The organism is Bradyrhizobium sp. Kon37 (assembly GCF_055807535.1).
The window spans coordinates 67,754-84,764 of sequence record NZ_JBVVOY010000014.1; the positions used below are offsets into that span (position 1 = coordinate 67,754).

At 64.4% G+C, this 17,011-nt stretch carries 13 protein-coding genes and 1 pseudogene; 3 read left to right on the forward strand and 11 right to left on the reverse strand.

Annotation, left to right across the window (positions count from 1 at the left end):
• Positions 1 to 180 precede the first annotated feature (180 nt).
• Both AC0L3J_RS23900 and AC0L3J_RS23905 read left to right on the forward strand, forming a co-directional pair.
• On the forward strand, positions 181 to 3,585 hold the full coding sequence (locus tag AC0L3J_RS23900) for an acyl-[ACP]--phospholipid O-acyltransferase (RefSeq protein ID WP_473348483.1): 3,405 nt from the start codon (positions 181 to 183) through the stop codon (positions 3,583 to 3,585).
• A gap of 5 nt (positions 3,586 to 3,590) precedes the next feature.
• A pseudogene (locus tag AC0L3J_RS23905) lies at positions 3,591 to 3,807 on the forward strand (lipase family protein); the annotation flags it as partial.
• Between the two features lie 8 nt (positions 3,808 to 3,815).
• On the opposite strand, the gene AC0L3J_RS23910 reads toward AC0L3J_RS23905, so the two are convergent.
• The 5 genes from AC0L3J_RS23910 to tcuA all read right to left on the reverse strand — a co-directional run bounded on the left by AC0L3J_RS23910 (position 3,816) and on the right by tcuA (position 8,215).
• Positions 3,816 to 4,238 (reverse strand): PIN domain-containing protein, encoded by a 423-nt coding sequence (locus tag AC0L3J_RS23910; RefSeq protein ID WP_473348484.1) that lies wholly within the window; start codon positions 4,236 to 4,238, stop codon positions 3,816 to 3,818.
• Entirely contained in the window at positions 4,235 to 4,489 is a 255-nt protein-coding gene (locus tag AC0L3J_RS23915) for a FitA-like ribbon-helix-helix domain-containing protein (protein WP_473263289.1), read from the reverse strand. The genes AC0L3J_RS23910 and AC0L3J_RS23915 overlap by 4 nt, the downstream gene beginning before the upstream one ends.
• A gap of 168 nt (positions 4,490 to 4,657) precedes the next feature.
• Positions 4,658 to 5,764: a tricarballylate utilization 4Fe-4S protein TcuB gene (tcuB, locus tag AC0L3J_RS23920; RefSeq protein WP_473348485.1), complete on the reverse strand. Its 1,107-nt coding sequence runs from the start codon at positions 5,762 to 5,764 to the stop codon at positions 4,658 to 4,660.
• Between the two features lie 4 nt (positions 5,765 to 5,768).
• Entirely contained in the window at positions 5,769 to 6,797 is a 1,029-nt protein-coding gene (locus AC0L3J_RS23925) for an alpha/beta hydrolase (protein WP_473348486.1), read from the reverse strand.
• Between the two features lie 26 nt (positions 6,798 to 6,823).
• The gene (tcuA, locus tag AC0L3J_RS23930; RefSeq protein WP_473348487.1) at positions 6,824 to 8,215 is read right to left on the reverse strand and encodes an FAD-dependent tricarballylate dehydrogenase TcuA; all 1,392 of its coding nucleotides are present in this window, start codon (positions 8,213 to 8,215) and stop codon (positions 6,824 to 6,826) included.
• A gap of 153 nt (positions 8,216 to 8,368) precedes the next feature.
• Here tcuA and AC0L3J_RS23935 point away from each other — a divergent pair, with 153 nt between their 5' ends.
• A complete protein-coding gene (locus tag AC0L3J_RS23935) occupies positions 8,369 to 9,064 on the forward strand; it encodes a GntR family transcriptional regulator (protein WP_473348488.1) in 696 nt (231 codons plus the stop codon).
• A gap of 13 nt (positions 9,065 to 9,077) precedes the next feature.
• Here the strand turns inward: AC0L3J_RS23935 and ybaK are convergent, their stop codons facing one another.
• The 6 genes from ybaK to AC0L3J_RS23965 all read right to left on the reverse strand — a co-directional run bounded on the left by ybaK (position 9,078) and on the right by AC0L3J_RS23965 (position 17,002).
• Entirely contained in the window at positions 9,078 to 9,551 is a 474-nt protein-coding gene (gene ybaK, locus AC0L3J_RS23940) for a Cys-tRNA(Pro) deacylase (protein WP_473348489.1), read from the reverse strand.
• A 110-nt stretch (positions 9,552 to 9,661) separates the two neighbouring features.
• Positions 9,662 to 12,430 (reverse strand): formate dehydrogenase subunit alpha, encoded by a 2,769-nt coding sequence (gene fdhF / locus AC0L3J_RS23945; protein WP_473348490.1) that lies wholly within the window; start codon positions 12,428 to 12,430, stop codon positions 9,662 to 9,664.
• A complete protein-coding gene (locus AC0L3J_RS23950; RefSeq protein WP_473348491.1) occupies positions 12,427 to 14,136 on the reverse strand; it encodes an NADH-ubiquinone oxidoreductase-F iron-sulfur binding region domain-containing protein in 1,710 nt (569 codons plus the stop codon). The genes fdhF and AC0L3J_RS23950 overlap by 4 nt, the downstream gene beginning before the upstream one ends.
• Positions 14,137 to 14,382: 246 nt before the next feature.
• Entirely contained in the window at positions 14,383 to 14,670 is a 288-nt protein-coding gene (locus tag AC0L3J_RS23955; protein ID WP_473348492.1) for a hypothetical protein, read from the reverse strand.
• Between the two features lie 92 nt (positions 14,671 to 14,762).
• A complete protein-coding gene (locus AC0L3J_RS23960; protein ID WP_473348493.1) occupies positions 14,763 to 16,418 on the reverse strand; it encodes an OFA family MFS transporter in 1,656 nt (551 codons plus the stop codon).
• A 320-nt stretch (positions 16,419 to 16,738) separates the two neighbouring features.
• Entirely contained in the window at positions 16,739 to 17,002 is a 264-nt protein-coding gene (locus AC0L3J_RS23965; RefSeq protein ID WP_456765883.1) for a sulfurtransferase TusA family protein, read from the reverse strand.
• Positions 17,003 to 17,011: the final 9 nt, after the last annotated feature.

Genomic DNA, 17,011 nt, shown 5'->3' on the forward strand with positions numbered 1-17,011 from the left:
GACCAACCATTTGCGAACCAAACCACGCCACGCGGAGACCAACAGGATCGGAAGGCAAAGGCGCAGAGCAGGCCGGGACGATCGTCGTCAACCCGCAAATGCCCGTCGCATCTCCTCCGGTCCCGACGCCCATCCGACAATGAAACAACCTCAGACAGCGTTTCCAAAACAGGACTAGTCATGATCAGGGATTTGATGTCGTCACGCCGCTTCGCGCCGCTGTTCTGGGCGCAATTCTTCTCGGCGCTGAACGACAACGTGCTCAAGAACGCACTCGTCATCATCCTGCTTTACAGTGCCGCGACCGGCCACGGCGATGCGCTGGTGACGGTCGCAGGCGCCGTCTTCATCTTCCCCTATTTCATCCTGTCCGGGCTCGGCGGCCAGCTCGCCGACAAATACGTCAAATCCGTCGTCGCAAGGCGGCTCAAATTCGCCGAGATCTTTGCCGCGGGCTTTGCCGCGGCCGGCTTCTTCCTGCACTCGGTGCCGCTGCTGTTCGCAGCGCTCGCACTGTTCGGCGTCATCGCCGCGCTGTTCGGTCCCGTGAAATATTCGATGCTGCCGGACCAGCTCGAGCTCGGCGAGCTCGCGACCGGCAACGCGCTGGTCGAAGGCGCGACCTTCATGGCCATCCTGCTCGGCACCGTTGCCGGCGGCCAGTTCGTGGCCGGCTCCGCGCATATGGGCTGGGTCGCATCGGCCGTGGTCGTGCTGGCCCTGCTGTCCTGGACCTTCGCCTCCCGCATTCCCGCGACGACGCCGTCTGCACCCGATCTTCCGGTCAACGCCAATCCCTGGACCTCGACGCTCGGCCTGCTGAAGACGCTGCACGCCGATCACCGGCTGTGGGACGGCACCGTGATCGTCTCCTGGTTCTGGCTGGTGGGCGCCATCGTGCTCTCGCTGCTGCCGGCGCTGGTCAAGGAGGTCATCGGTGGTACCGAGGGCGTGGTGACGTTGTGTCTCGCGATCTTCGCAATCGGCATCGCCGTCGGTTCGCTGTTCGCCGCGAATCTGAGCCACGTTCGCCCAAACCTCGCGCTGGTGCCGATCGGCGCCATCATGATGGGGTTTGCCGGCCTCGACCTCGCCTGGGCGATCGGCGTGACCGCCAAGGGCCAGGACATCACCGCGGGCGACTTCGCGACCTCGTTCGCGGGACTGCGCATGCTGCTCGACTTCGTCGCCTTCGCATTCGGCGGCGGGCTGTTCGTCGTGCCGTCCTTCGCCGCCGTCCAGGCCTGGTCCGCTCCCTCGGAGCGCGCCCGCATCATCGCCGCCGGCAACGTGCTGCAGGCCGCCTTCATGGTGGCCGGCTCGCTGTTCGTCGCGCTGCTGCAGGCCGGCGGATTGCACATCGGCTGGATCTTCTTCGGCCTCGGCGTCGCCAGCTTCGGCGCGGTCTGGTTCGTGCTGACGAAGTGGGGCAAGGAAGGCGTGCGTGACTTCGGCGGTCTGCTGTTCCGCGCGCTGTTCCGCACCGAGGTCCGCGGGCTGGAGAACCTGCCGCCTGCTGGCACGCGCATGCTGATCGCGCCCAACCATGTCAGCCTGATCGACGGCCCGCTGCTGCACGCCGTGCTGCCGATCGACGCGAGCTTCGCGGTCGATACCGGCATCGCCAAGGCCTGGTGGGCCAAGCCGTTCCTGCGCGTGGTCAAGCACTACACCATGGACCCCAGCAAGCCGCTGGCCGCGCGCGACCTCATCAAGCTCGTCGCCGCCGGAGAGCCGGTGGTGATCTTTCCGGAGGGACGCATTACCGTCTCCGGCTCGCTGATGAAGGTCTATGACGGCACCGCGATGATCGCGGACAAGGCCGACGCGGTCGTCGTCCCGGTCCGCATCGAAGGCGCCCAACGCTCGCATCTCAGCTATCTCAACGGCAGCCAGATCAAGCGCACGTGGTTTCCGCGGGTGACCGTCACCATCCTGCCGCCGGTCAAGCTTCCGGTCGATCCGTCGCTCAAGGGCAAGACGCGCCGCAACGCCGCGGGCGCCGCACTTCAGGACGTGATGATCGACGCGATGGTGAAGAACGCCATGCTCGATCACACCCTGTTCGAGGCGCTCGGACACGCTTACCGCGATCGCGACACCGGCAAGGTCATCATTGAGGATGCGCTCGGCACCAAGCTGACCTATCGCAAGCTGATCCTGGGCGCGCAGGTCTTGAGCCGGAAGCTGGAGAACGGCACCGCTGTCGGCGAGAATGTCGGCGTGCTGCTGCCGAATTCCGCGGGCGTCGCCGTCGTCTTCATGGCGCTACAAAACATCGGTCGGGTCCCGGCGATGCTCAACTTCTCGGCCGGCCCGGTCAACGTCCTCGCCGCCATGAAGGCCGCACAGGTCAAGACCGTGCTGACGTCCAAGGCCTTCATCGAGAAGGGCAAGCTCGACAAGCTGATGGCCGCGATCTCCGCGGAAGTTCGCGTCGTCTATCTCGAGGATGTCCGCGCCTCGATCGGCACGGCCGACAAGATCAAGGGCCTGCTCGCCGGGACTACGCCGCGCGTCGTCCGCCAGGCCAGCGATCCGGCCGTCGTGCTGTTCACATCGGGCTCGGAAGGCACACCCAAGGGCGTGGTGCTGTCTCACCGCAACATCCTTGCGAACGCCGCACAGGCGCTGGCGCGGGTCGATGCCAACGCCAATGACAAGGTGTTCAACGTGCTGCCGGTGTTCCACTCCTTCGGGCTGACCGGCGGAATGATGATGCCGTTGCTCGCGGGCATTCCGATCTACATGTACCCCTCGCCGCTGCACTACCGGATCGTGCCCGAGCTGATCTACCAGACCGGCGCCACGATCCTGTTCGGCACCGACACGTTCCTCACCGGCTACGCCCGCTCGGCGCATGCCTACGACTTCCGGACCCTGCGCCTGGTGATCGCCGGCGCCGAGGCGGTCAAGGATCGCACCCGACAGGTCTTCATGGAGCGCTACGGCATCCGCATCCTCGAAGGCTACGGCGTTACCGAGACCGCGCCGGTGCTGGCGATGAACACGCCGATGGCCAACCGCCCCGGCACGGTCGGCCGCCTGTCGCCGCTGATGGAAAGCCGCCTCGACCCGGTCCCCGGCATCGAGGAAGGCGGACGCCTCTCGGTGCGCGGACCGAACGTGATGCTCGGATACTTGCGGGCGGAAAATCCGGGCGTGCTCGAATCGCTCGCCGAGGGTTGGCACGACACCGGCGACATCGTCGCGATCGACCCGGCCGGCTTCATCACCATCAAGGGCCGCGCCAAGCGCTTTGCCAAGATCGCCGGCGAAATGGTCTCGCTGTCGGCGGTCGAGAACATCGCGACGGCGCTGTGGCCGCAGGCCGGTTCGGTCGCCGTGTCAATCCCGGACCAGCGAAAGGGCGAGCGCATCGTGTTGCTGACGACAGAGAAGACTGCCGAGCGCAGCGCAATGCAGGGCCAGGCCAAGGCGATCGGCGCGTCCGAGCTGACTGTTCCCGCTGCGATCATGGTGGTCGACAAGGTGCCACTGCTCGGGACCGGCAAGACCGACTACGTCACCGCAACGACGATGGCCCGCGAGCAGGCGTCTGGACCAGAGCGCGAGGTGGCATAAGCGAGATGCACGAGGCGCCTCAATCAGGCGACGGGCGATGCCCAGGAGTGGTTCTGCTTCACGGCATCGCGCGAACCTTCGTACCCTGAAACGTCTTTAGCGGGCACTCCAGGCGACCGGGTTCGCGACCCTCAACATCGACTATGCGAGCCGCAGGAAGCCGATTGCAGCGCTCGCGAGATCCACCCGGCGATCACCGATTTCGCAGAACGTGATGCGCCCGCCCCCCGTCAGGTGGTCACGGTCCAGGGATCGATTATCGTCAGACCGGCAGCCTTGAACGCACTCGTGTCCCGCGATGCCACTGCGAACCCGTGCGCGGCGGCGGTCGCGGCGATATAGCCATCGGGCGTGGGAAAGCCTTTCCCGGCCGCGCGCGCCTTGACGGCGAGATCGGCATAGCGCCGCGCCGCGGTGGTATCGAAGGGCAGAATGCGGGCCGCGAACAGGTCCAGCACGCCGTCGAGCGCAGCTGCCAGCCTGTCCCTACGCTTGCCGCGCGGCAACGCGCCGATCCCGAACAACAGTTCGGCGATGGTGACGCTGGAGAGAAACAGCGTCTCAGCCGCCTGGGCGTCGAGCCAGTCACGGACCGATGGATGCGGTTCGGGCTTCATAGCCTCGGAGACCACATTGGTATCGAGCAGGATCATTCGAAGCGTACCGGCTCAGCGGGACGCGCGTCGCGGCCATGTTCAAGTGCCTCGACGTCGGCATTGGTGAGGCCGATCTTCCGGCTCATCTCCGAAAGAGCGGTGCCAAGCCGCAGCCGGCCCTCGGGACGCACTGCGGCCTCTAGAATGGCGCGCATTTCCGCTTCCGCACTGCGATTGTGCTGCGCCGCGCGGACTTTCAGGGCGCGATGCGCCTCCTCGGAAAGGTTGCGGATGGTGACGGCGGCCATGATAGCGTCCTCCGGAGACTGACTGCAATGCTATCAAGATAGAGCTTCTGATAGCATTTTTCAAGGGCGACTGCGGCGCTCACGCGCCGCCGAACCTCCTTACCGGGATGCCGAACTTCTTCTCTCTACCGCTCACGTGCGCGAAACCCGCTTGCGCAAGTCTGAATCTCAAGAACTGCCTTCTCCGCGCCGCTCCTGCGCATAACGCACCAGTGCCGCGAAGCGATAGATGCCGTGCACGAACTTGCCGTAGGGCATGGTGATGAACAGCGCGAACACTGCACCCAAATGCGACGCCAGCAGCGGTCCCATGGCGACGGTCTCCCGCAAGAGCAGAAGCAACATGCCGGTGAAGCCGGTCAGGAACAGCATGGCGATGAAGCCGACATCCATGCCGTAGCGCTGCTCGTCGAGCAGCGCCGGGTCGCGCCGCATCTTGGCGACGAACAGGCCGATCGGCCCGATGATCAGGCCGATGCCACCGAGCGTGCCGAGAACCACCGGCAGATCCCACCAGGGATACGGCGCCTCGCGGCCGAGCAGATAGTGATACAGCGTGGCGACCGAGGTCGCGGCGAAGCAGAGCAGGAAGCCGTAGAAGGTCAGGTGATGGAAAAGCTTGCGCCGGTCGGTCGGCTTGTCATCCTCATTGTAGCAGCCGACGCCGCCACCATGGAGATAGCGCAGCTCACCAGCGTCGCGCATCGCCTGAAAGATGGAGCCACCGTCCGCACGGCCAGCGATCGGCGGGCCGATATCCCGCCAGAACGCACGCACGCTCATCACCAGCGCGAAGATCCCATAAAGGAAGGCGGCGCTGAACAACGCCGCCATCGCATTGTGCGGCATCAACTTGTAGAACGCGCCGGGGCCGGTGTGCACGCCGACCAGCACGCTGCGGTCGTTCAGTGCCGCGAAGCCGAGGATGAAGGCGGCCATGCTGAGCGCGGCGACGATGCTGATGACGAGGCCGTTGCGCGCAAAGGCACCGGACAGCGCCTGCGGCCAGGCATAGGCCGCGTAGGATTCCGCACGCGCGATCGCCAGCGTCTGCGGGACGTTGACGTTGAATTCGTGCGGCGGCGAGAACTGGCAGTCGACATAGCAGGCGCCGCAGCCGTGGCAGAGATTGGCGAGATAATTGAGGTCGCCGTCGGAGAAGGCGCGCCGCATCTCCATGGCGGGAAATACCGCGCAAAGACCCTCGCAGTAACGGCAGGAATTGCAGACCGTCATCAGGCGGTCGGCTTCGTCCAAAATTCTGGTTCCGTGCATGGCTTTACTTCGTCAGGCCTTTGCCCTCGAGCCATTTCTGGATCAGGGCTGCGACATCGAGGTTGTTCTTGTCCATCATCACCATATGCGAATTGCCCTTGATACCAGCCTGCGGGAGATCGACGATGTCGACACTACCCCCGGCCGCCTTGATGGCATCCGCAAAGGCGATGCCGTTGGCGCGAATCTTGGGCCAACGCGAATCGCGCTCGATATAGTCGCCGTAGATGATGAGGGTCGGGATGTTCTTCAGCACATCCGCCTTGGCGGGATCGCCGATACCGGCCGGTTCGATCGCAATCAGCGCCTTGACCTTGTCGGGACGGGCTTGCGCGACCTTGAAGCCGAAGGTGCCGGCTTGGCTGTGGAACAGAAGCACCGAGGGGCCGACGCGATCGATCTCGGCGATATAGGCGGCGATGGTCGCATCGTCGGTCGTGGTCCAGCGCGGCACGTTCTGCTTGACGAAATTCTCGTAACCCTCGACGGGGAACTGGCTGCCCGGCAACAGTCTTCGCTTGGCGGGATCGGGATCGTATGAGTTCGGTCCATCGCCGATGCGGAAACGCTCGAACGGATTGGCCGTGGTCAGGAAGACCGGCTCGCCTTTGAAGATATCGGGGTATTGCGCCCAGCCCGCGCGTCCGCGCTCTACCGCGTCGGAGTTATAGACGGCCCACCCCTTGCGCAGAAAATAATTCAGCCAGCCTTCGCGTCCGTCCGGCGTGGTCTCGTAGGTGACGCCCGTCAATCCGCCGCCGTGCCACATCAGCAAGGGATAGGCACCCTTCTCGTTAGCCGGCAGAAAATATTGCACGTACATCTGCTCGACCTGATACGTGCCGTTGGGATCGACCTTGGCCGGCACGCCACCAGGCGCGAACACAACCTCCCTCACCGGCTTGCCGGAGATTTCGACAAGGCGGCCGCCGACATGAAACGAACCCATGTCTCGTAGCGTGATCGGCTCGGCCGCCTGGGCGTGGCCGACGATCAGCAGCGCCGCGATCGCGGCAGTGGCAATGCGTGACATGGTTTCTCCCTGTTCTTTTCTTCGTCCTAGTTCTTGGCGTGCCGCGCCGCTTCCCGTCCTGCAATCCGTCCGAACACGCTGCCGATGGTCATGCCCATACCGGCGGCATAACCCTTGCCGAGCACGTTGCCGGCCATGATCTCGCCGGCCGCGAACATGTTCGCCGACGGCTTGCCGTCAGCCATCAGCATCCGCGCTTCCCTGGTCACGCGCGTGCCGAGATAGGTGAAGGTGATGCCGGGCCGTACCGGATAGGCAAGATAGGGCGGCGTCTCGATCCGCCGCGCCCAATGCGACTTCGGCGGCGTGATGCCTTCGGTGCGGCAATCGTCCAGAATGGTGTGGTCGAAGGTGCCGGGCCGCACCGCGGCGTTGAATTCGGTGATGGTCTTTTCCAGTGCGGCCGGATCGAGCTCGAGCTTGCCGGCGAGCTCAGCCACGGTCTGCCCGGCGATCGGGGGAAACAGCGTCGGCATGAAGCTGGTGACAACGGTCGAGTCGAAGATGATGTAGGCGATCTGGTCGGGCTGCGCGGCCACCAGCCGGCCCCAGATCGCGTAGCGCTTCGGCCAGATGTCCTCGCCCTCGTCATAAAAGCGCTGCGCGTGCTTGTTGACGACGATGCCGAACACGACCGAATCGTGCCTTGTGATGATGCCACCGTCGAATTTCGGCGCGCGGGAGTCGATCGCGACCGCATGGCACTGGGTGGGATCGCCGACCTCCTGCACGCCCTTGGCGAGCAGCATCTTCAGGATCGAGCCGCGGTTATAAGGCGTGCCGCGGATCAGGAAATTGTCGGCGGCCTCGCCCCAATATTGCTTCAGCCATTCGATGTTGGCCTCGAACCCGCCGGCAGCGGCGACCAGCGACGTCGCGCGGATCTCGGTGTTGCCCTTGATCGGCCGTTTGAGACGGGCGGCGAGGAACATGCCGTCCTCGATCACAAGGTCGGTGACCTCGGCGTCGTATTCGACCTCGACGCCGAGCTTCTCGGCGGTGAGATAAAGTGCGTTCAGCATCGCGCGGCCGCCACCGAGAAAGAAGGAGTTGGTGCGACCGAGGCTCAGCGTGCCGCCGAGCGACGGCTGCCAGCGCACGCCCTGCTCCACGATCCAGTTCAAGATGTCCTTGGACTCACGGATCATGTGTCGGGCGAGCAGCTCGTCGGTCTGGCCGCCGGTGACGCGCAGCAGATCTTCCCAAAACTCCTCCTCGGTGTAGGGGCCGGTGAGGATTTCGGTCGCCTCGTCATGGGCGCAGCGCATGTTGCGGGTGTGGCGCGTGTTGCCGCCGCGATAGAATTTTGGCGCACCTTCGAGCACCAGAACCGACGCCCCACCACGTCGCGCGCTGATTGCCGCACACAGCGCCGCGTTGCCGCCGCCGATCACCAGCACATCGTATTTGCTGCTCATGCCGTCTGCCCGATGCGACGAAGTTGGAGACATTCTGCCCGCCGGCGGCCCCGGTCAATCCGGGGCCATTGCGCACCTTTGTATACAAAGCTATACAAACGTCCGGCAAGCGCCATCCCTGCATGGGCAGGATGCGGGAGCCCACGAGGACGCATGGCAAAACGCTCGACAAAGGCAGGCGGCTCGATCGCGCGCGGCGGCGGCGTGGCGCTCGGCGAAGCCGTGTTCCGCTCGCTCTGCGAGGCGCTGCAGGCCGGCAGCTACCGCGCCGGCGACCGCCTGCGCGAGGAAGAGGTCGCCCAGCGGCTGAAGGTCAGCCGCACCCCGGTGCGGGAAGCTCTGGGGCGGCTTGCCGCACGCGGGTTCGTCGAACCTGCCGGCGGCCGCGGCCTGATCGTACGCAACCTCGACATCTCCGAGGTGCTCGAACTCTACGCCATGCGCGAGATCATGGAGGGCGCCGCCGCCCGACTTGCGGCCGAGCACGCCTCGGCGCCCGAGATCGATGCGCTCAGGGACATCGAGCAGGCCTTTATCGAAGGGTCCGGGGCCGACGCGACCGACATGGTAGGAGACATGGCAAGGCTCAACCGCGCCTTCCACGAGGCGATCTGCCGCGCCGCGCGCAACCGCTATCTCGACAACGCTTCGCGCGAATTGCAGGACTGGATCGCCCTGCTCGGTCCAACCACGTTCACGGTATCGGGCCGCCCCTCGACCAGCCACGGTGAGCACCAGGCCATCATCGAAGCCATCGCGGCTCGCGACGGCGGCAAAGCAGAGCAGCTCGCGCGCACACACATCCGCGAAGCGCTGCGCTGTCGGCTGAAGCTGTTGCAAAAGCAGTAGCAGAGCGCGGCGCTCAGGCGACCAGTTCTGCGGCAATCGCCTTCAAGACGTCCCGCACATCGCCTGGACCGAGCCGCACCTGCAGTCCGCGCTGACCGCCATTGACGTACACATAGTCATGTGCGAGCGCGCTCTGCTCGATCACGGTGCGCGCGGGCTTCCGCTGCCCGAACGGGCTGATGCCGCCAACCTTGTACCCGGTGAGGCGCTCGGCCTCCGGCGGCTTCATCATCTGCGCCGACTTGCCGCTGAAAGCAGCGGCGAGCTTCTTCATCGAGACTTCCTGGTCGGATGGGACGATCACGCAGACCGGCTTGCCATCGACCAGCGCCATCAGCGTCTTCAAGACGCGAGCGGGATCCTCACCGAGTGCGGCAGCCGCCTGGAGGCCGATGCTCTCGGCATCGGGATCGTAGTCGTAAGCGTGGACGGTGAAGGCAACACTGGCGGCGGTGAGCGCACGTGTGGCTGGGGTGGCTTTGGACATGTGTCACGTTTACCACCGTCATTGCGAGGAGCGAAGCGACGAAGCAATCCAGAATCTTGCCGCGGAGGCAGTCTGGATTGCTTCGCTTCGCTCGCAATGACGCCGCAGCCCTACTCCGCCGCGTCGCGCATCTCGGCGCGCTCGGCTCTCGCCGCGCAGAACTTGAACTCCGGGATCTTGCCGAACGGATCGAGCGCCGGGTTGGTCAACAAATTCGCCGCCGCCTCCGCGTAGCAGAACGGCATGAACACCATATTCTCGGGAACGTCGCGGTCGGAGCGGACCTTGACCTCGACCGCGCCGCGGCGGGTCTCGAGCCGAATGAAATCGCCCGGCGCGAGCTTCTTCCTGTGCATGTCCTTCGGCGACATGAACGCAACCGCCTCGGGCTCGATCTGGTCGAGCACCTGCGCGCGGCGGGTCATGGAGCCGGTGTGCCAGTGCTCCAGCACGCGGCCGGTCGAGAGCACCATCGGATATTCGACGTCGGGGATCTCGTCCGGCGGGATGACGTGAGCCGGCACGATCTTGCCGCGGCCGCTCGCAGTCGGGAAGCCCGTGGTGAAGATGATCTCGTTGCCGGGCATGTCGGGACCATCGACGGGATAGGTGACCGCGCCCTCGCGGACCAGCCGCTCCCAGGTGATGTTCTTCAACGACGGCATCAACTCTGCCATCTCGGTGAAGACTTCGCCGGGACCGGCATAATTCCACGGCAGGCCCATGCGCTTGCCGATCTCCTGGATGATCCAAAGATCGTGCCGCGCATCGCCCGGCGGCTTGATTACCTGGCGCGCGAGCTGCACGCGGCGATCAGTGTTGGTGAAGGAGCCTTCCTTTTCGGCAAACGCCGAGGCCGGCAGGATGACGTCGGCGTGGAAAGCAGTTTCCGTGACGAATAGATCTTGCACGACGAGATGATCGAGCATCGCGAGTGCTCCGCGCGCATGCTGGAGATCGGGGTCGGACATCGCAGGGTTCTCACCCTCGATATACATGCCCGTGATCTCGCCCGCGTGAATCGCGTTCATGATCTCGACCACGGTCAGACCGCGCACGGGATCGAGATCCTGGCCCCACAGCTTCTCGAAGGCACCGCGCATGTCGTCGCGGCCGACCGGCTGATAGTCCGGCAGGAACATCGGGATCAGACCGGCGTCGGAAGCGCCCTGCACGTTGTTCTGGCCGCGCAGCGGATGCAGGCCGGTGCCGGGGCGGCCGACCTGGCCGGTGATCAGCGCCAGCGCAATCAGGCAGCGCGCATTGTCGGTGCCGTGGACATGCTGGCTGATGCCCATGCCCCAGAAGATGATCGACGATTTTGCCCGTGCATAGGTTCGCGCGACCTCACGCAGGGTCTGCGCCGGGATGCCGCAGATCGGCTCCATCTTCTCCGGCGTGAACTCCTTGATCTTCTCCTTGAGGTCCTCGAATCCCTCGGTGTAGCCGGCGATGTACTGGTCGTCGGTCAGCCCTTCGGTGATGATCGTGTGGATCATCGCGTTCAGCATGGCGACGTCGGAGCCCGGCTTGAACTGCAGATGCTTGGTCGCATGGCGCGACAGCGTCTGCCGGCGCGGGTCCATGACGAACAGCTTTGCGCCGTTCTGCTTGACCGCGTTCTTGATGAAGGTCGCGGCGACCGGATGGTTCACGGTCGGGTTGGCGCCGATCACGATGATGACCTCGGCGTCCATCGCAGCCGAGAACGGCGCGGACACCGCGCCTGAGCTCAGACCTTCGAACAGCGCCGCGACCGACGAGGCGTGGCACAGACGGGTGCAATGGTCGACGTTGTTGGAGCCGAAGCCGGTACGCACCAGCTTCTGGAACAGATAGGCCTCCTCGTTCGAACCCTTCGCCGAGCCGAAGCCGGCCAGCGCCTTCACGCCCTTCTCGTCGCGGATCTTGACGAGGCCCTTGGCCGCGATGTCGAGCGCTTCTTCCCAGCTCGCTTCGCGGAAATGCGTGAAGGGATTGGCCGGATCGACCTGGTCGTTGGAATCCTTCTTCGCGTTCGGCAGCCGCACCAGCGGCTTGGTCAGGCGATGCGGATGGTGGATGTAGTCGAAGCCGAAGCGGCCTTTGACGCAAAGACGGTTACGGTTGGCCGGGCCATCGCGGCCCTCGGCATAGATCACCTTCTCGTCCTTGACCTCATAGGTCACCTGGCAGCCGACGCCGCAGAACGGACAGAGCGAATCCACCTTCTTGTCGGCATAGACGACACGGGTCTGCGCCTCGTCGAGCATCACGGCCGGCATCAGGGCTCCGGTCGGACAGGCCTGCACACATTCGCCGCAGGCGACGCAGGTGGATTCGCCCATGGGATCGTCGAAATCGAACACGATTTTCGAGCCGTGGCTGCGATAGGCCATGCCGATGACGTCGTTGACCTGGACCTCACGGCAAGCGCGCACGCAGAGGCCGCACTGGATGCAGGCATCGAGATTGACGCGCATCGCCGGATGGCTGGCGTCGGTCGCCCAACGCTCGGCGGCAGGGAAGCGGCTCTCGGTGACCCCCGTGGTTTCGGCCCAATGCCAGAATTTGGAGTCCGGATCGTGCGAGGTCTCGCGTGCCGGCTGATCGGCGACCAGCAGCTCCATGACCATCTTTTGCGCGGACACCGCGCGCGCGCTCTCGGTCTTCACCTTCATGCCGACCGACGGCGTGCGCTTGCAGGACGCCGCGAGCACGCGCTCGCCCTCGATCTCGACCATGCAGGCGCGGCAATTGCCATCGGGGCGATAATCAGGCGCGGGCGAGTAGCACAGATGCGGAATCTCGCGGCCCTGGCGTTTTGCGACTTGCCAGATCGTCTCGCCTGCATTGGCCTCGACCTGCTTGCCGTCGAGCTCGAACGTAATCTTCGTCATTCGGCCGCTTCCTTGAACTCGTCAGGGAAATATTTGATCACAGTGGACAGCGGATTCGATGCCGCCTGTCCAAGCCCGCAGATCGAGGCATCGCGCATCGCCTGGCTCAATTCGTCCAGGAGAGCGCGGTTCCAGACCGGTTGCTGCATCAGCAGTGCGGCCTTCTGGGTTCCGACGCGACACGGCGTGCACTGGCCGCAGCTCTCGTCCTCGAAGAACTTCATCAGGTTCAACGCGGCCGCGCGCACGCTGTCCTTTTGCGACAGGATCACGATCGCGGCAGAGCCGATGAAGCAGCCGTATTTTTCAAGCGTGCCGAAATCGAGCGGGATGTCGTCCATCGCCGCCGGCAGGATGCCGCCGGACGCACCACCCGGCAGGTACGCGTAGAACTGATGGCCGTCGGCCATGCCACCGCAATATTCGTCGATCAGCTCGCGCACGGTGATGCCAGCAGGCGCGAGTTTCATGCCGGGATTCTTGACGCGGCCCGAGACCGAGAAGCTGCGCAGGCCGTGCCGCTCATGGCGGCCGTGCCCCTTCCACCAGTCGGCGCCCTTCTCGACGATGTCGCGCACCCACCACAAGGTCTCGATGTTGTTGATCAACGTCGGCAGGCCGAACAGACCGACCTGGAATGGATAAGGCGGCTTGTGCCGGGGCAGGCCGCGCTTGCCCTCGATGCTCTCGAGCAGCGAGGATTCCTCGCCGCAGATATAGGCGCCGGCGCCGCGGCGCATGTGCAGCGTCGGACCGCCCGGCGGGAGCTTTGCGATCTCGCGTTCGAGGATTTCGCGCGACGCCGGATATTCGTCGCGGAGGTAAATGTAGATATCCGAGGCCTGCACCACATGGGCGCCGATCAGCATGCCCTCGAGGAAACGGTGCGGATCGCTTTCGAGATAGACGCGATCCTTGAACGTGCCGGGCTCGCCCTCGTCGCCGTTGATCGCCATCAGCCGCGGGCCTGGTTCACCGAGCACCGCGCGCCACTTCCGTCCCGTCGGGAAGCCGGCGCCGCCGAGACCGCGCAACGAGGCGTCGTCGAGTGCCTTCAGCAGGTCGTCCGTCGCCAGTTCCCCCGAGCGCAGGCGATTGAGCAGCTTGTAGCCGCCGCCGGCGACATAGGCCTCATAGCCGATATATTTGGGCAGATGCGCGTGGGTGTCGCCAGCCTTCGCCGCCGCCATGACATTCGCGACCGTCGCGTGGTCAACAAAGTTGTGTCCGACTTCCGCAGCAGGCGCCGTGTCGCAGCGGCCGACGCAGGGCGCGCGTACCACGCGGATGCCGGGGCCCGACGCGTCCTGCAGATCGGCGAGCAGCTTCTCTCCGCCGAGCATCGCGCAGGTCAGCGAATCGCAGACGCGGATCGTCAGCGGTGCGATATCGGGCTCGCCTTCCTTCACCACGTCGAAATGCGCGTAGAAGGTCGCAGTCTCGAACACTTCGGCGAACGCGAGCTTCATCTCGTCGGCGAGCGCAGCGAGGTGCGCGGCCGAGATCTGGCGGTACTTGTCCTGGATCAGATGCAGATATTCGATCAAGAGGTCGCGACGCCGCGGCCTGTCGCCGAGCAGCTGTGCGATCTCATGCGCGGCGGTGGGATCGACCTGCCGTCCCTTGGGCGTGGACTTGGCGCGCTTCCGTCCCTGGCCGGGATGTTCGAACTCGCGAACCTTGTGAACGTCGTCGTTGCTGCTCATGGAGAGGTCGCGTTCTCTTCAAATGCGTGATCAGTCTAGGCCGGATCGCCAAAGCGATCAGCCTTCGTTTCCCGATTCGATCAGCGGAACCACCGGTTCTGCGTCCCGCCGACCAAGCCAAATTCGACGCAACTCTAGTCTCTGGTATGCCAGATGCAAGACAATTTAGAGCGTCTCTAGAATGATTTAGGAGGCAGGCGGTCACCCGCCATGCCCCTTTACGCGTGCGCCAGACGGAACCTGATCTCAGGTCTTGCTCATGCACTCTTCGATGTAGAACCAGCGGTCATCGCCGGCGAGGCCCTTGGCCTTCACGTCGGCGCGGCAGGCTTTCAGCTTCGGCTTGTTGGCTGCCCATTTCGCCTTCATGTCTTTCAGCTTCTGCATGGTGAGTTTCATCTTGCCAGGCTTGGCTTCGGTCGTTGCAGCAGGCGCCGCCGGTGTCGTTGTCGTCTGCGCGGATGCGGCATGAAGGCCAGCGACGAGCAACGCGGCCGCAAGGCAAGTTCGAAGGCAAGTTCGGGTGCGAATCATTTTAATCCCCCTAAGTCCCATTCTTGATGATGTCTGAAAGGCCAACGAAGCGGGACGCCTGATGAGCATCCCGCTTCTGTTTCAACGGCGGATCAGAAGATTTTGACCGCGCTCTCCAATGTCTTCCAGACACCCCAAAGCAGGGGGACGCCGACGAAGGCCCAGAACAGCGCCGCCTTGGCGTCAAGCCCGCCAAATCCGATGCCGTAGGAGCCGTGCGGCCCCGCGGCGGCGGCGTTGGCGCTTGCCGCCTGCAACTTGGCGACATCAGCCTCCTTCATGTGCCATTTCGAATCGACCGGCTTGATCAGATAGTTGCAGATCAGGCCCGCGATCAGCATGGCGCAGAGGATGTACATCGTCGTGTTGTAGAGCTGGTCGCGCGGCACGCCTGCCGCGAGTTGGAACTCGCGGATGTAGTTGACGACGACGGGGCCGATGATGCCCGCGGTGGACCACGCCGTCAGCAGCCGGCCATGGATGGCGCCGACGAACTGGGTTCCGAACATGTCGGCAAGGTAGGCCGGCACGGTGGCGAAGCCGCCGCCATACATCGACAGGATGATGCCGAAGCCAAGCACGAACAGCAGCTTCGAACCCATCGCCGCAAAAGTCGGCGCCAACGCGTAGAGCACGATGCCGAGGATGAAGAACGTATAGTAAGTGTTCTTCCGCCCAATCTTGTCCGACAGCGATGCCCAGAAGAAGCGGCCGCCGATGTTGAACAGCGACAGCAATCCGGCGAAGCCCGCCGCGATCGCGGCGATCTGCGCCTTCTGTCCCGCATCAAGCGCGTTGAAGCCGATGTTAGGCAGGCCGATCAACTTGCCGGCGAAGATCTCCTGGAGCATCGGCGAGGCCATCCCGATCACGCCGATGCCGGCCGACACGTTCAGGCACAGCACCCACCAGATCAGCCAGAACTGCGGCGTCTTGTGCGCGTCGTTGAGATGGACATTGGCCTTCGAGATCATCGCGTTGGCCTTCGACGGCGCGGTCCAGCCCTCGGGCTGCCAGCCGGGCGGCGGCAAACGATAGCGGAACGCGCCGATCATCATGAACACGAAGTAGATGACGCCCATCGTGACGAAGGTCTCCCAGACGCCGACCGAGGTCGGGGTCTTGAAGTAGTTCATCAACAGGTTCGCCAGCGGTGCGCCGATCATGGCGCCGCCGCCGAAGCCCATGATGGCCATGCCGGTCGCCATGCCGCGGCGGTCCGGGAACCATTTGACCAGCGTCGACACCGGCGAGATATAGCCAAGGCCGAGACCGATGCCGCCGATCACGCCCGAACCCAGCCACAACAACCAGAGCTGATGGGTATAAACCCCGATCGCACCGAGGAAGAGGCCGCCGCACCAGCACAGCGCCGAGACGAAGCCGGCCTTGCGCGGGCCTACGCGCTCCAGCCAGCCGCCCCAAACCGCAGCCGCGATACCGAGCAGCACGAAAAAGAGCGTGTACATCCACCCCATGCTGGCGACCTTCCAGTCGCAGCTGGTCGTGAACAGCTCCTGAAACAGCGACATCTCTGCGCACGCCTTCGGCGCGGTCACTCCGATCGCGCGCGACAGCGGCAGCCAGAACACCGAGAAACCGTAGGCCATGCCGATGCAGAGATGGATGCACAGGGCGGCCGGGGGCACCAGCCAGCGATTGAACCCCGCGGTCGCGATGGTCCGCTCGCGATCCAGAAAACCTGCGCCGGCACCCGAAAGTGTTCCAGCGCTCTCGATGGTAGACATGCATTCCTCCCCTGAAGCCGCCCTTCTGAACGGCCTGCCACGACGGTCCTGTTCCTCAGCCGTTGCAGCGCAGCCTTTGTCCCTGCTGCTCCGCACAATGATCGACGCGCGCCAGGATCGTCACGCGCATCCGAGACGTTAAACCCCTAACTTTGGGGGCTATGCCCGACGCCACGGCCGGGCTTCTTTCGATGGCCCATTTGCTCCGCATATCGCAGGCAAGACTCGACCTCCGCGTCTCGGCGGAGGAACTCGATTGGGGCAGAAGTGGTGATCGATGTCGATAGACAAAAGGTAGGTATCAACCGAGTGACTGCCGGCTAAGTGGGCGGCGCACCATTGAGATTTTCTATCGATCGATTGGCCTTCTCAATCAAGAACACGATACGCGCGTCGTTGCGCTCAGTGATCTCCACCGTGTCGCCGGTCTCTCGGATCAGGTTCGGAATGTCAATCACCGACAGGGGATCGGTGCAGTACACTTCGAGCTGATCGCCCGGCTGCAACGGTTTCAGCGCTTTGCGCGTCTTCAGGGCGGGCAGCGGGCATTTCAGTCCGGTGAGATCGAGCGTCGTTCTGGTCATCGGCGCAAC

What these genes read in the sequence shown, in the direction of transcription:
- AC0L3J_RS23900 (WP_473348483.1), top strand. Translation starts at nt 181, where the DNA reads ATGATCAGGGATTTGATGTCGTCACGCCGCTTCGCGCCGCTGTTCTGG.
- AC0L3J_RS23910 (WP_473348484.1), bottom strand. Translation starts at nt 4,238, where the DNA reads ATGATCCTGCTCGATACCAATGTGGTCTCCGAGGCTATGAAGCCCGAA.
- AC0L3J_RS23915 (WP_473263289.1), bottom strand. Translation starts at nt 4,489, where the DNA reads ATGGCCGCCGTCACCATCCGCAACCTTTCCGAGGAGGCGCATCGCGCC.
- tcuB (WP_473348485.1), bottom strand. Translation starts at nt 5,764, where the DNA reads ATGCACGGAACCAGAATTTTGGACGAAGCCGACCGCCTGATGACGGTC.
- AC0L3J_RS23925 (WP_473348486.1), bottom strand. Translation starts at nt 6,797, where the DNA reads ATGTCACGCATTGCCACTGCCGCGATCGCGGCGCTGCTGATCGTCGGC.
- tcuA (WP_473348487.1), bottom strand. Translation starts at nt 8,215, where the DNA reads ATGAGCAGCAAATACGATGTGCTGGTGATCGGCGGCGGCAACGCGGCG.
- AC0L3J_RS23935 (WP_473348488.1), top strand. Translation starts at nt 8,369, where the DNA reads ATGGCAAAACGCTCGACAAAGGCAGGCGGCTCGATCGCGCGCGGCGGC.
- ybaK (WP_473348489.1), bottom strand. Translation starts at nt 9,551, where the DNA reads ATGTCCAAAGCCACCCCAGCCACACGTGCGCTCACCGCCGCCAGTGTT.
- fdhF (WP_473348490.1), bottom strand. Translation starts at nt 12,430, where the DNA reads ATGACGAAGATTACGTTCGAGCTCGACGGCAAGCAGGTCGAGGCCAAT.
- AC0L3J_RS23950 (WP_473348491.1), bottom strand. Translation starts at nt 14,136, where the DNA reads ATGAGCAGCAACGACGACGTTCACAAGGTTCGCGAGTTCGAACATCCC.
- AC0L3J_RS23955 (WP_473348492.1), bottom strand. Translation starts at nt 14,670, where the DNA reads ATGATTCGCACCCGAACTTGCCTTCGAACTTGCCTTGCGGCCGCGTTG.
- AC0L3J_RS23960 (WP_473348493.1), bottom strand. Translation starts at nt 16,418, where the DNA reads ATGTCTACCATCGAGAGCGCTGGAACACTTTCGGGTGCCGGCGCAGGT.
- AC0L3J_RS23965 (WP_456765883.1), bottom strand. Translation starts at nt 17,002, where the DNA reads ATGACCAGAACGACGCTCGATCTCACCGGACTGAAATGCCCGCTGCCC.